This window comes from Chloroflexota bacterium (genome assembly GCA_016887485.1).
In the GTDB taxonomy this organism is placed as follows: Bacteria; Chloroflexota; Anaerolineae; order Anaerolineales; family Anaerolineaceae; genus Brevifilum.
In genome coordinates this window covers 1,436,798-1,450,131 of sequence record CP069394.1, presented here as the reverse complement: position 1 = coordinate 1,450,131, position 13,334 = coordinate 1,436,798, and the positions used below count along the sequence as shown (strand labels likewise).

Annotated in this window: 13 protein-coding genes; 6 read left to right on the top strand and 7 right to left on the bottom strand. The window is 50.2% G+C overall.

All coding sequences use genetic code 11. The features are described 5' to 3' along the window. Nucleotides 1–28: 28 nt before the first annotated feature. A complete protein-coding gene (locus JR338_06495; protein QRN82098.1) occupies nt 29–1,441 on the top strand; it encodes an MFS transporter in 1,413 nt (470 codons plus the stop codon). A 111-nt stretch (nt 1,442–1,552) separates the two neighbouring features. Further along, nucleotides 1,553–1,999: a DUF1810 domain-containing protein gene (locus JR338_06490; protein QRN82097.1), complete on the top strand. Its 447-nt coding sequence runs from the start codon at nt 1,553–1,555 to the stop codon at nt 1,997–1,999. A gap of 65 nt (nt 2,000–2,064) precedes the next feature. On the opposite strand, the gene JR338_06485 is transcribed toward JR338_06490, so the two are convergent. The 7 genes from JR338_06485 to JR338_06455 form a co-directional block, all read right to left on the bottom strand. Then, nucleotides 2,065–2,301, bottom strand: coding sequence for a hypothetical protein (locus tag JR338_06485; GenBank protein QRN82096.1), 237 nt, complete (start codon nt 2,299–2,301; stop codon nt 2,065–2,067). Nucleotides 2,302–2,342: 41 nt separating this feature from the next. After that, the gene (locus JR338_06480) at nt 2,343–3,092 is read right to left on the bottom strand and encodes a hypothetical protein (protein QRN82095.1); all 750 of its coding nucleotides are present in this window, start codon (nt 3,090–3,092) and stop codon (nt 2,343–2,345) included. A gap of 282 nt (nt 3,093–3,374) precedes the next feature. After that, nucleotides 3,375–4,343, bottom strand: a complete 969-nt coding sequence (locus JR338_06475; protein ID QRN82094.1) for a GNAT family N-acetyltransferase — start codon at nt 4,341–4,343, stop codon at nt 3,375–3,377. 286 nt (nt 4,344–4,629) lie between these two features. Continuing rightward, on the bottom strand, nt 4,630–5,643 hold the full coding sequence (locus JR338_06470; protein QRN82093.1) for a hypothetical protein: 1,014 nt from the start codon (nt 5,641–5,643) through the stop codon (nt 4,630–4,632). Between the two features lie 53 nt (nt 5,644–5,696). Beyond that, nucleotides 5,697–6,215 carry a hypothetical protein gene (locus tag JR338_06465; protein ID QRN82092.1) on the bottom strand — a complete coding sequence of 173 codons (519 nt, stop codon included), beginning with the start codon at nt 6,213–6,215 and terminating at the stop codon, nt 5,697–5,699. 65 nt (nt 6,216–6,280) lie between these two features. Then, the gene (locus tag JR338_06460) at nt 6,281–7,642 is read right to left on the bottom strand and encodes an NADP-dependent malic enzyme (protein QRN82091.1); all 1,362 of its coding nucleotides are present in this window, start codon (nt 7,640–7,642) and stop codon (nt 6,281–6,283) included. Between the two features lie 2 nt (nt 7,643–7,644). Further along, nucleotides 7,645–9,345 (bottom strand): SulP family inorganic anion transporter, encoded by a 1,701-nt coding sequence (locus tag JR338_06455; protein ID QRN82090.1) that lies wholly within the window; start codon nt 9,343–9,345, stop codon nt 7,645–7,647. Nucleotides 9,346–9,692: 347 nt separating this feature from the next. On the opposite strand from JR338_06455, the gene JR338_06450 reads away from it, so the two are divergent. The 4 genes from JR338_06450 (at nt 9,693) to JR338_06435 (ending at nt 13,314) form a co-directional block, all read left to right on the top strand. After that, nucleotides 9,693–11,462 carry a hypothetical protein gene (locus JR338_06450; protein ID QRN82089.1) on the top strand — a complete coding sequence of 590 codons (1,770 nt, stop codon included), beginning with the start codon at nt 9,693–9,695 and terminating at the stop codon, nt 11,460–11,462. Nucleotides 11,463–11,525: 63 nt separating this feature from the next. Continuing rightward, nucleotides 11,526–12,437 (top strand): ribokinase, encoded by a 912-nt coding sequence (gene rbsK / locus JR338_06445; protein ID QRN84376.1) that lies wholly within the window; start codon nt 11,526–11,528, stop codon nt 12,435–12,437. An 18-nt stretch (nt 12,438–12,455) separates the two neighbouring features. Further along, entirely contained in the window at nt 12,456–12,917 is a 462-nt protein-coding gene (locus JR338_06440) for a C_GCAxxG_C_C family protein (GenBank protein ID QRN82088.1), read from the top strand. A 103-nt stretch (nt 12,918–13,020) separates the two neighbouring features. After that, nucleotides 13,021–13,314: a PTS sugar transporter subunit IIB gene (locus JR338_06435; GenBank protein QRN82087.1), complete on the top strand. Its 294-nt coding sequence runs from the start codon at nt 13,021–13,023 to the stop codon at nt 13,312–13,314. The last annotated feature ends 20 nt before the right edge of the window (nt 13,315–13,334 follow it).

Sequence of the window (13,334 nt, the reverse complement as noted above, 5' to 3'; positions counted from 1 at the left end):
TCATAAGCATCAAAGAGGAGAGAGTTAGATGTCAGAACATACTGTACATGCACCGAAAAAGCTCAGTCTAAGTTATAAAGTCCATTGGGGCTTAGCTGCCCTGGGAACGTCATTGATCTCCGGCATTTATGGCGGGCTGTTGACCATCTTTTACCAGGATTACCTGGGGCTCAACGCCACCTGGATCGGCATCGCAGCGACGATTTATGCGATCTGGAACGCATTCAATGACCCGCTCTTTGGTTATATCACCGACAGCACCCGCAGCAAGAAAGGCCGGCGCATCCCTTATATGCGATACACTGCGCCTTTCCTGGCCCTGACCTTTGTTCTGGTCTGGTTTGCGCCTCCGCAAGCCGGCCAACAGGCCCTTTTCTGGTGGATGCTGGTGACAATGCTGCTATATGACACCTGCTATACCATCGTTGGCCTGGTCTATTCTGCACTTCTGCCGGAAGTGACTGAGTCGGATGCGCAGCGCAATGGCCTGCAGATTTCCAGTTCACTCTTTGGGATGCTGGGGACCTTGTTGGGCTTTCTCATCCCTGATATGGTACGCCCCAAGACTGGGGATACTTCCCTTATGCCGCTTTATATTGCGATGGTGATTGTTGCTATCATCAGCGCGGGGCTGATCATGCTCACTACCTTCAAGGTCAAAGAGCGGCGTGAATTTGTCACGATGGACAAGGATGTGCCCTTGTGGGATGCGATCAAATTTACCTTCACCAGCAAGTCTTTCCTGGTCCTCGTCTCGGAGAACTTTATGTCGATCCTGATGAGTTCACTCATCCTGGGTTCGATTTATTATCTGGCGGATTATGTGCTGCAGTGGCCGGCGATGCAGCTTTTGGTTTTCCTGTTTGTGCCGCTCATCATCGGGATCCCGCTCACAACCTATTTCCGAAAGTGGTTAGGGGTAGTGGGAGCCCAACAGTTCTTATTAGTTCTGGCGGGAATTGGGTTGATGGCGATTGCCATAGTGCCAAAATCGCTGATTCCGGTCTGTATCGCCCTGGCGGGCTTTGGGCTTTCCGGCCCGCAGACGTTGACCAATGTCCTTTTTGCCCAGGTTGCTGATGAAGATGAGCTGCGTACCGGGGCTCGGCGGGAGGGCGCTTTTTTTGGCGTCAATGCCTTGATCACCAAACCAGCGCAGTCCATTGCGATTTGGATCATCCCCTTTATTTTGGAAACGACCAATTTCCTCACCCGTGCTTCTAATGAAGGTGAGATCATCCTCAATCAGCCGGCTGAGGCGATTCAAGGTATGAAAATCTTTGCTGGGGTTATCCCGGGTGCGGCTTGTATACTTGGTGCGATTATTCTGATTTGGTTCCCCTTACGCGGGAAATACTTGAAGAAAGTCCAGGACGATGTTCTGCTGCTTCATCAGGAGAAGCAAGAGGCATTCAATGCTATGGAGCAGAAAGAAGCTTAATCGGATTTTATCTGCTTAGGATATCAACATCCCGGCCAGCGCCACGTCCTTTTCAGGAGTATGCTGGCCGGGTTTGATTTAGAATGACGAAAATTGGCATGGGGTGGGCAGATGTCTCAGTTGGATAGCTTTGATCTTCAACGTTTTGTAACTGCACAGGAACCGGTTTACACCGAGGTGCTGGCTGAGCTGCGCTCGGGCCGAAAACGCACCCATTGGATGTGGTTTGTCTTTCCGCAGGTGACCGGTTTGGGTTTTAGTCCCACTTCACGACTATACGCCATCAAAAGTGTTGAGGAAGCCCAGGCCTATCTGAAACATCCTTTATTGGGATCGCGCCTGCGTAAATGTGTGGCGGTTCTGCTTGCAGGGGATAGTTCATCTGCATTTTCCATCTTTGGTCAGCCCGATACAATGAAATTTCAATCCTCGTTGACTCTCTTTGCAGGAATCAGTGAATCTGGGTCGGTATTTGAACAGGCTCTTAATCGTTTCTTTTCAGATGAACGATGTCAAAAAACGGTGGCATTTCTACAAGCAGCCAATTATTTGCCCTGATTGTCAATTTATGCAAAAAAGTATGTCCAGAATTATTCACAAGTGCGTTATACACTTGGTAGAGTCTAATGACTCTTATCAAACTTTCCAATTACGGTTGATGAGCCGTTAACAGTTTGATAGCATGGTGTGGAGTCACCTGGTATTTTTATTATGACTATGGTCCCTGTTCCGGAAAATTGACCTCTTCCAGAATCGTCAACCCATACGTGATCATACCCACCACCTCTCCATTCTAAAGTTGCGGTCACTTTTTTAATTGGGTAATCACGTCTATCAACAAGGATAAGTGTGTTTGCCATGTCAGACTCCTATATTTAATGTTATGAAATTATTGGTGGGCTTACATCATTAGACGACCTTCAGCAAGAGCTCGGATTCGATACACTTCTTGTTCAACCAAGTTCTTGTCTTCTTCGGTCAGGTCGTCATATTTCAAATCGTCAACAACGACATTCATCAGGCTGGTAAATATATCCTTTGCTCCAGCTAATTTGCTGTTAGTACAAAAGTCTGCGATTGAGAAGAGCCGGTTTGAGTAATCAATGTAGTCTGTTGCTTGCAAATAATATTCGCTAAATAGACTATCGAAAATTTCAAGAAGGCGTTTTACTTCACTCTTAAATTTGGCTTGTGACACCCCCACCTTGCTGGCCGCAACACCCATTGATCCTGCTCTGACAAAAAATTCTGTGACACCTGCAGCGGATAAGCCGTTCTTTGGGACCAGGTTGGATGCTCCGCCGGGAATATGAAGGATATTGTCTGCGGCGATATAGGTCTTCACCAGTTGCGAATTAAAGGAAAGGGGCTCGATTTTTAAGGCAGTATTAGCTTCGTTAATTGCCTTGTTGATTAAATTCTCGGCCATCTTTTCAACTCGTCTGCCTGGTTGTTGAGCCTGGCAAATCGCAGCATCATAATAAATCATTGCTAAGTTTGAATGAATAATAGCGTTGGGCTCCGGCGCTTTCTTAATAGCCATGAGCATGAATGAGATTGTATTATTAAACTTATTCATATCCTGCTGTTTTACTGCTTCATCCCACTCTTGCATAGCATTGTTAAACATATGGACGAATTCTTCGGTCATTGGAAATTCCTTTCTAACATTGAGTGTTTGAAGAAGAGACAAATATATTTACAGTTACAGGATGTGAAGGGCTTTATTGGTCGTAGTCCATTTGATAATATTGTTAGGTGTAGTTTATTTAATGGCGGATAATTAATAAAAATCAATAATAAAACTCATAATGGGTTATTTATGCAAATAACATTTGATAATTATATCAAACGGTTTTACCAATTCCGGCTAATAAGAGAAAATGATCAAAAAAAATCCCTGGATTTGCTAATTCCAGGGATTTTCCAACCTTCAGTAAACCTTTTTAAATTTTATCCGTGTTTCGACTACAGAAAATCCGATAGCTTTATAAAACTGTTGATCTGATCCTACGATCACCTTCTCTGCGCCCAGTTTCTTCACCCGCCGCATACCCTCGTAGATTGCCTCCCGTGCCAATCCTCTCCGCCGGAAATCCGGGTGTGTGCCCACCGGCTCCAAAATTGCGAGCTTGTTTGGCGCGTCATACCAGATCAGGCTGAAAGCTACGAATTGACCATCTGGCGCCGTGACGACGATATCCTGCGCAGGGCGGTAATCAGGCGCCTTTTGCAGATGCTCATATGACAGGACAGACGGCCATTCAAGCGGGTCAGGGTGATTGAACCCCCGGCCAAAAATCTCACAGCGTTTCGCCAGGTCGTTATCGTCTGCCATGGATTGGAGCCTGAATCCCTCCGGTAAGTTGGGGGCAGGGGGCAAGGCTTGTTTCACCAGGTCAAACTCACTCTCATTGGCAGGCCAATCTGGATTGCTGATAAAGCCGCGTTGTTCAATCAAGCTGACCAGATCTCGATCTTCAGGATCGGCAAAAATGTATAACTGGCCGTTGTCCGGATTTGTTAAATATTTTTCAGCGTAATCCAACATTTCAGGAAGCAGGTCCAGATGGTCGGGATGGCGCTGGATGAAGAATTGGCCAAAGGAGGAATGGGTCCGGTCGGCATGCTCGATGCACACCACCCCGGCGATCTCGCCTGTTTGCGTTTCCCAAATCCCGGTATGGTCGTTCATGAACTGTAAAGCCCGATTCACGGACTCTTGACTGGGCGGGTCCTCACGAATGTTGGCGAAGCAGGGCGCCAAGAACCCAAAGGCATATTCCCAGCGCTCGATACGCCAGTTCATCGAGTGACCGTAATGGCCATAGGTTTGGGAGAGGAAATCACGAACGCGGAGGAAATCTCGTTCGAAATCAAAAGGTATAAGTTGTACTTTCATTCTGGTCCTTTTAAATGTTATGAATAGGTGTTATCCACCGGAAAGGAAAATGCTGGAAAATCCGTGCCAATTCTACGTGGCAGTACGAATGTTTTAATTTAGAGCTGGAAAAAACGCAGGACACAGCGCTGCATCAGGGCATTCATCAATCCCGGGGAATTAAGGTAATCGTCATGAAGATATGGGAATTAATGAACGCTCATTGGCCGGTCCTCTTGAGGTTTATTTCTTTTAATCATAGCAATGGAAACCCATAATCAGGCATACTATGGTTTTGACTGTGGGATTATCTTTTCGTATTTTGGTGGAAAAGGAACCCGAGCCCAATCAGGGTTGCTAGGCTGAGCAGGATCACCCAGGGCCGCTCAAGCAGCCACAATCCGGTTGCCATCCCAGTTCGGATGGCGCGCACCTTTTTTGTGCCGACCGGAGGGGCGATAGGTTCGTCCCAGTCAAAATCCATCAGCCGGGAGAGGAATCCCTGAGCGATACAGCCTTCCAGACAGAAGATATGGATCGGTTTTTGGTGGGTAACGCAGATCCGCAGGTCGCGGGAGAACTCCTCCCAGGTGAGTGGGGGAATATCTAGCAGGTTGTTGATATCCACGCCGCCCCCGGTATTGCCGACGCCTACCGAATCGCTTTCCGGGGCATAACTCCAGAGGACGGCATCGCCATTGGGCCGCAGAAAGCTGGAATAGAGCATCAGCACTTCACGATCCACTTCAACATCCACCAGACCGGCAGTCCGTCCGAGCACAGTGGCCTGGGCACGTCGTTCTTCAGCAATCAAGGGGATGTGGTAACTCTCCACGGGATAACCATCTGCATGGATCTGATCCACCAGTCCTTGATAAGCTTGGCGGGCTTTTTCGGCATGTCGGCGGTCTCTGTAACGGTGGAAAAGGGTTACTGCGAATTTCCCAGCCTGTTCTCTATCCTTGAGTTGGATGAAGTCATTGATATTCGGTTCGATATCGAGCCCAATCCCGGTCCAGTCCAGTTTATGCGCCTGGGTCCACTCAGTGAAGGCGTGATATCGGGCAATTGCCTGGGGGTAGTTACCAGTATTGAACCAATAACCCTCAGATTTCGGTAATAACAGCCAGGCAATCACCGGAATTTTAGCTTTGTTAAGCTTCCTGACCACTTTCGCCCGTTCATCAGAAAGATCCAGCACACCCAAACTGACGGCAGCATGCAGGGATTTCAGTGTTTTGATCACTGTGGAATCGCTGAATAAGGCCGTCAAATGCTCACTGTCGAGTTCAGTAAAAAACGTCAGATTCGGTTGGGGCATATGGACCTTTCTATCGGGGGCGGTCGTTATTTTGTTAGTCTAAAAGAGTTTCGCTATGATTCAGGTAGATCCTTGACCATTTTGCGCAGAGAATTGGATTTCTCACGCCATTGCTGTCGGACTTCAGGGGTGGCTTTATCGGCGCTATTGACCATGTCAAAGAATTCATGGCTGTGCTTGATCAAATCCTGGGCGGCTTTGACACCATTGGGCATATCCAGTTTTTGATAGGTGTTCACCACTTCATTCAGCGTCTCAAGATATTGATCGCGAGGGAGAATCAGGAGATTCTTCTTCCAAACCTTGATCGCTTCAATGCCCTGACCAGATTCAACCAGTGTTTTGACATTATCCGATTTGTTGACAGCTATATTGATTTTGATCACCTGGATGATCTGTAGGATAACTTGATAGGCCAAAAGACCGCCAATCAAGAGCAGGAAGAACATCAAGGATGGTGAAATCTCAACGTTGTATGAAATGAGGATCAGGTAAACGATGATTTCAATGATCAGCCCTGCAAGGGGGAGTAGTAAGGGGAGATTCATTTGTCTGCTTTTTTTGCCTGCCATAAGGCCTCCTAAAATTGATATGATTTCAGCAGTCTTTATTTTACTGCAATGTTCAATTAATAAAACTAGTTCTCTGGAAAAGGTGGGATGCAATGGGCTTCCATCAATACATCCGTTGACGATTGGGCCAGACCGATCATGTACTCCGCCCGATTCAGCAGTTCGCTTCGGGAGGATTTCAGACTGGCTATACCCTGTTCCTGGGCTTTTAGCCCCACAGCCGCTGCCTGGAGGGGATAGATTTCCATATCCATCATTCGTGGCAGGAGGTGTTCACCGTCCAGTGAGTCACCCACCGCTTCGGCCAGGGCTTTCGCCGCAGCGAAGCACATTTCATCGGTGATCGTGCTGGCACGCACATCCAGAACACCCCGGAAAATTCCGGGGAAGGAGAGTGAATTATTGACCTGGTTGGGAAAGTCGGAGCGCCCTGTCGCAACCACGGCTGCCCCGGCGGCTTGCGCCTCCCAGGGCCAGATCTCAGGCACTGGGTTGGCACAGGCGAAGACGATTGGGTCAGCCGCCATCCCCCGGATCCATTCCGGCAGGATCACGCCCGGGCCGGGCTGGGAATAGCTGATGACTACATCAGCGCCTTGCAGGGCGGCTTCAATCCCGCCTTCACGGCCCTCCTGGTTGGTGACCTGGCATAAATGGTGTTGGGGGGTATTTTCGGGGAAGTCGTTCCGGTGTTTGCCGAGGATGCCGCGGACATCCACCATGGTGGCCTTGGCCGGGTCCACGCCCCAGGCGAAGATCAGCCTGGAACAAGCCACACCGGCCGCGCCGCTGCCCACGAAAGTGATGCGGATATCACCTTTGTCCTTGCCGACCAGTTTGAGGGCGTTCATCAGCCCTGCCAGCGTGACCGTTGCAGTGCCCTGTTGGTCATCATGCCAAACCGGGATTCGTGCTTCCCCGCGTAAGCGGTCCAGAATCTCAAAACATTTGGGCTGGCTGATGTCTTCCAGGTTGATGCCGCCAAAGCCGGGCTGCAGCCGCAGGACCGTTTCAATGAAGGGTTCCGGGTCGGACGGCTCCAGCATGATCGGGACGGCATCCACGCCGCCCAGATATTTGAACAGCATGGCTTTCCCTTCCATCACAGGCAGTCCTGCTTCCGGGCCGATATCACCCAGGCCCAAAACCCGTGAGCCGTCACTGACAACGGCGATCAGGTTGCCTTTATTGGTCAGGTCATAGACCCGTTCGGGATGCTGCGCAATTTCCTTGCAGGGCGCTGCCACACCCGGTGTATACCAGATGGAAAAGTCGTCAATTTGCTCCACCGGGCATTTCGGAAGGGTGCTCATCTTGCCCCGGAAGTATTCATGCAACCGGATAGCGTCCTGGGCGGGTTGGCTGGCTTTGGCCAGTAGTTTTTCGATTTCTTCCGGGCTGGGTTGGTGAGGGAATTGAGGTGACATGATTATGATTCCTTGTTGGATTCTTCCTGATGCAGAAGGGCTTTGGCTTCGACTAATGCTTTTTGGGCGGAGGTGAAGAGCTGATCGTTGGCAATGAAGATGCGGCTCTGACCAATGGATTCGAGGATGCCGGAGGATTTTAGTGTTTCTCGGATTTCATCATGGACGCCGCAGAATAAGACCTCCACATCTTTTTCACGGGCGGATTTGATGAGATGGCCCAGTGCCATGATCCCTGTGCTGGCCAGCAGGTGGGTTCGGCGGAAGCGGAGGATCAACACCTTTAGGCCAGAATCCAGAATTCGGTTGATCTGGTCCTGAAGCTCTTCCACGGCCGCAAAATAGAGATCACCTTCAATGTTCACAATGGCAATCTCTGGCTTTTTCTCTTTGATGGTATCCATCGGAAGTTCCATGAACTGACCATTTTCATCTTCCAGGATATAGGTAAGGTTCACATGACTGCTCTCTCCTAGATACATCAGAATGGTGGAGAGAATGCCAAGGAAGATCGCATATTCAAGCGGCAGTACCAGGGACGAGGTGAAGGTGACCAATAGCACGATTCGGCTGTTCAACCGGCTCTGCCAGGTCATTTTGATGAGGTCCGGGTTGATGAGTGAGGCGGAGGAAACAACCACCACCCCTGCCAGGGCCGGAATCGGGATGTATCCGATTAGGCGTGAAAAGAGCAGGATAAAGATCCAGACGCTCAAGCCGCTAATGATTGCTGAGGCTTTAGTCTTTGCGCCGTTGACGACATTGATCACGGTTCGGGATGGTGAACCGGATGAGGGGATGCAAAGGAAGAAACCACCGACCGTTGATGCCAGCCCCTGACCGATCATCTCCTTGGAAGGGTCGAGTGGGTCACCGGTCATCTGGCTCATCGCTTTTGTGATCGAAACGGCTTCCATCAACCCAAACAAAGCAACAGCCGCGCTGGGAATGAGCAAATCTGTGATGCTTTCCAGTGTGATATTTGGAACATGCAACTGGATGGCGAGGTGTTGGGGCAGCCCAACATCATCCACCAGCCGAACTCCCAGACTGTTCCAGTTCAGCAAGTGTGCCAGCAGTGAAACAAACACGATGGTTGCCAGGGCGGCGGGCAGCTTGGGATTGATCGCCCGGATCAGGATCATCAGGGCAATGGCAATCAGGCTGACCGCCAGAGAAAGGAGATGGACGTCCTGTATGTTGATTAATAAGCTTTTTAGAATTCCCCAAGCGCCGCTCGAACGTTCTAGTGTCAGGCCCACCAGGTTCCCCAGCTGGTTGGCGATGATCAGCACGCCGGCAGCGGAGAGAAAACCAACCAAAACCGAATTGGAAATGTACCGGCTGATTCTGGCGATCTTGAAGAGGCCAAACAGAAGCTTGAATACCCCCGCCAGAACGGCCACAGCCAGAACAAATTCCAGGTAATCCGGCCGATCTGCGTATGCCAGCAGGACGCTTGCGGTAACCAGTGCGGTTGGGTTAGTCGGGCCGGTGACAAGGTATGGAAAGCTGCCAAATATTGCACCGATAATGGTCGGGATGATGGCGGTATAAAGCCCATAAAGGGGATTAACCCCAGCAATGGCGGCTATGGCCATGGACTGGGGGATCACAACCATCCCAACGGTCAGACCAGCGGAAAGATCCGAGCGAAACTTTCCCCTGAAATAGCGTTGGATGGATTGTAATGACAATTTCATTCACGAGCCTTTCAAACAATAATGGCTAGAATAATTTTACCATTCCCCACCTCTCTAATTCGAGAGTCGGTCTGGTGGGGTGGAGGCGACAGTTTGGTGCGGTGTTGAAGGAATTAAATAAAAATTCGACGAAATAATAGGCGAAATAATGGAAAATAATTAATTATTACGCACAAATACTATAATATTATGCAGTAATTCAATGAATTATTGTAGTAATTTCGTTGAATTCTACTAAACTGCGAATTAATTCCCATAATTTATTTATTTTGTTTCACTGTCAAAAAAGGCCATTTATCGCTATAATGGTATTGCTGTGTTCTCGGGATATTGAGAGGGTGTCGTATATGAAGGAAAAGCAACACAAATCCAATCGCCTGTTAGTGCGGACGCACTACTTTTTGGCATTGATACTTCTGTTCCATACTTTGTTCTTCATCGTGTACTGGCTGTCGGTTGGGCGTTTTCGCCTGGCAGTGGACCAGTACCTGGGCGGTCTGATCGGATTAAACCTGCCTTACACGACCATTGCGATTGTGCTGTATGTCCTGGTCATGCTCTGGAGCCTGATCCGTTTTATCCGGCTGCGTCTGGCGGTTCGAAGTGACTCGGTTCATCCCCTGAGGCGCGGCTGGGCTTATGCTGCGATCTGGCTGATCTCCATAATCGGTGCGTACCTGGCCTTTTATTTCATCCTTCAACAGGACCCCAGTCAGAAGGGCGTTCTGATTCACCTTTTAAATTTGGTCCGATTAGCTGGAGATGCGGTTATATTCCTGTTCGCCGCAATCTGGCTGCGGCGGCTCATTCTCTTCCTGCGGAAGAAAATGCTCGCTTCGACGGCAAAGAGCAAATGGCTGTGGACGGTTGCCATTGTTATGGTGCTGCTCTCATTGGTGGGGTTGTGGCTGGCGCCGGCGCTCTTCCCGCCCAATTGGGCCTATCAGGGCGATCTGCCAACCCGCCCCGCTTTGATCGCTCACCGCGGGGCGTCTATGCTGGCGCCGGAAAATACCGTGGCATCCGCTGAGCTGGCCGCGGATTATGGTGCATTGGGGTTTGAAACCGACTTGCGCATCAGCAAGGATGGGGTGGCATTCCTGATGCATGATGATACCCTCGCCCGAACGACGAATATCGCTGAGATTTTCCCGGACCGCGTGGATGAGGATGCTTCCAATTTTACGATTGATGAACTCAAGCAGCTGAATGCCGGTCTGTGGTTCATTCAAACCGACCCCTATAACACAATCAACCAGGGGCTGGTTTCCCAGTCCCAGTTGAGCATCGACCAGGGGCAGCAAATCCCCACACTGGCCGAGATCCTGGAAGTGGTGAAAGATCAGGGCATGGTCATTATGTTTGACATGCGCTACCCGCCGGTGGAGCATCCCTATTACGATAAATTCTTTGATGTCGTCCTGCAGACCTGCCTTGAATCCGGTCTGAACGGCGATATCTGGTTCCTGGTCGAGGAGGCGCAACTGGCGAACCTACAGGAGAACGCCCCTCAGATGACCCGTATAGTGGGTGTTTCCAGCACCGATCTACCGGGCGCCGATTCACTGGCGGCTTTACATTATGAAATTGTGAATGTTGATACCGGGATCAACACCCAGCAAATACTGGCCTATCGAGACCAGGGGCTGGGGGTGAATGTCTACACCATTGATGAATCCTGGCTGTTTTCTCAATACTGGCTTTCGGGCGTCACTTCTGTGACAACAAATAACGTTCAGACCTTCGGAGATATGCAAAAGCCCTATTTGAATGTACCCTATTCCCGCTATCTGCTCTTCTGGGGTGTCTATGGCATCATTATCGCCATCTGGTTGGCCTCCAGCCAACCCAGCCCGGAAAAGAAACCCGAAAAACCGCTTCAAACGCCTGACTTGATGGACTTTGCAGAAGAAAACGAGATCCCGGAGAATATTATAAACTTGGTCCGGGAGGTGGTTGAACCGGAACACCCGATTGCTGAGGTTATCGAGCAGGAACCGGCGGCTGAACCTGAAGAGATTATGGAAGCGCCTGAAATTCAGGAGCAGCCGGACGCTGAAAATGGGATAGAAGGCGAAAATAGCGAAGAACCGAATTCCCCTGAAGGCGATTCCTGAACCGTTTATCCTGTTGGGGTTTACTGAACTACCAAAAAATGAACGATGAACAAGGAGAAGTAAATCATGGCTAAAGTACTGGTTGTCGGCAGCATGAATATGGATTTGGTGGTTAGAGTACCCCATTCGCCGCGGCCGGGGGAAACAGTATTGGGTGGAGATTTTGAAACCTTCCCCGGCGGCAAGGGTGCGAACCAGGCCGTTGCCGCGGCCCGGATGGGTGGGGAAGTGACCATGGTGGGCCGGGTCGGCAGCGATAATTTTGGAGACACCCTCATCCAGGGACTGGTTGAGGACAATATCCGGACAACTTATGTGATCAAAGATACCGATACACCAACCGGGATAGCCATGATTGCGGTGGCGGCCAATGGTGAGAATTCAATCGTTGTTGCCTCTGGGGCGAATTATAAAGTGACAGAAGCGGATGTAACCAATGCCCGGGATATCATGCGGGATACGGATTTGCTCCTGCTCCAGCTGGAATGCCCAATGGAGGTGGTCACCGCCGCAGTGAACCTGGCAAAAGCCTATGACATCCCTGTGGTGCTGAACCCAGCCCCTGCCCAATCCCTTTCACAGTCCCTGCTGGCCAATGTGGATATCCTCACCCCCAATGAGACCGAGTTGATGATGCTCGCCGGGGAGGACACGGTGGATAAGGCGGTTGAAAAGGTGCTTAGCTGGGGGACCAAGAACCTGGTGGTCACGCTGGGCGCGAACGGCGCCAGAGTGGTCACGGGGGGAGTGGATAAACATATCCCCGCCCATGAGATCACCGCTGTGGATACCACTGCGGCAGGCGATGCCTTCAATGGCGCCCTAGCCGTGGCTTATGCTGAAGGAAAACCGCTGCTTGAAGCAGTAGAATATGGAATGGCGGCTGGTGCGCTGGCCGCTACCCGGCGCGGGGCACAGCCTTCTCTGCCAACCCGTGAAGCCGTTGAAAATTTAATCAAATCCAGTCATATCTGAAAGTTGCGTGAAACATCAATGAGTAAAAACATTGCGAACAACCTCGTAGCCGAAGCGAAGGACTACTTCGCTCAAAAATATAACTGTTCTCAATCGACCTTTGCCCCTTTTGCTAAATACTATGGCATGGACCAGGACCTGGCTTTCAAGATAGCCACGCCCTTTGGTGGTGGTTTTGGCCATATGGGGGAGGCCTGCGGCGCGGTCAGCGGTGCATTGATGGCGTTGGGCCTTGCCAAGGGGAATGCTGTGGTGGACCGGGAGAAGAAACATGCCTGCTATCACCTGGCTGCGGAATTCCAACAAAGGTTCAAAGCCGAACACGGCAGCGTGCTCTGCCCGAAATTGTTGGGCTTGGATATCGGAGATCCTGATCAACTCCAGGAAGCGCGAGATCGGAATCTGTTTGCAGAGGTCTGTCCGAATTACATAGAGACAGCCATTCGACTGATGGTGGATATTCTGGAATTGGATGAGTAACTAAACGCACTAAAAATTATGGGCTCCTGAGTCTCTGGAGCCTTTTTCGTTCCAAAGGCTTGATTAATATAATCATGGCGAAAAAGTCCCCCATGAGGTGACGTTGAAACAATTAAGAATTATGGTCGTGTGTGGCTTTGGCCTGGGGTCCTCGCTGATCCTTAAGATAACTCTGGATGAAGTCCTGCAAGCGCATCAACTGAAAGCCGACACCTTTTGCTCAGATGCCGAAACCGCCAAAGGACAGCGTTTTGACCTGGTGTTGACCTCAGCGGAGTTAACGCGGTTGTTTACAGGTATAGCGCAGCCCGTGGTAGTGATTTCCGATTTCCTCAGCAAAGTGGAAGTGACTTCAAAGGCACTTCCGGTCATTCAAGAGCTGCTGCAGGTCGAGTAATCTGAAACTAGGAGAAGAAT

Coding starts and splice junctions, on each gene's coding strand:
- JR338_06475 (QRN82094.1), bottom strand. CDS start 4,343: ATGAAAGTACAACTTATACCTTTTGATTTCGAACGAGATTTCCTCCGC.
- JR338_06490 (QRN82097.1), top strand. CDS start 1,553: ATGTCTCAGTTGGATAGCTTTGATCTTCAACGTTTTGTAACTGCACAG.
- JR338_06450 (QRN82089.1), top strand. CDS start 9,693: ATGAAGGAAAAGCAACACAAATCCAATCGCCTGTTAGTGCGGACGCAC.
- JR338_06455 (QRN82090.1), bottom strand. CDS start 9,345: ATGAAATTGTCATTACAATCCATCCAACGCTATTTCAGGGGAAAGTTT.
- JR338_06495 (QRN82098.1), top strand. CDS start 29: ATGTCAGAACATACTGTACATGCACCGAAAAAGCTCAGTCTAAGTTAT.
- JR338_06485 (QRN82096.1), bottom strand. CDS start 2,301: ATGGCAAACACACTTATCCTTGTTGATAGACGTGATTACCCAATTAAA.
- JR338_06460 (QRN82091.1), bottom strand. CDS start 7,642: ATGTCACCTCAATTCCCTCACCAACCCAGCCCGGAAGAAATCGAAAAA.
- JR338_06480 (QRN82095.1), bottom strand. CDS start 3,092: ATGACCGAAGAATTCGTCCATATGTTTAACAATGCTATGCAAGAGTGG.
- JR338_06440 (QRN82088.1), top strand. CDS start 12,456: ATGAGTAAAAACATTGCGAACAACCTCGTAGCCGAAGCGAAGGACTAC.
- JR338_06465 (QRN82092.1), bottom strand. CDS start 6,215: ATGGCAGGCAAAAAAAGCAGACAAATGAATCTCCCCTTACTACTCCCC.
- JR338_06470 (QRN82093.1), bottom strand. CDS start 5,643: ATGCCCCAACCGAATCTGACGTTTTTTACTGAACTCGACAGTGAGCAT.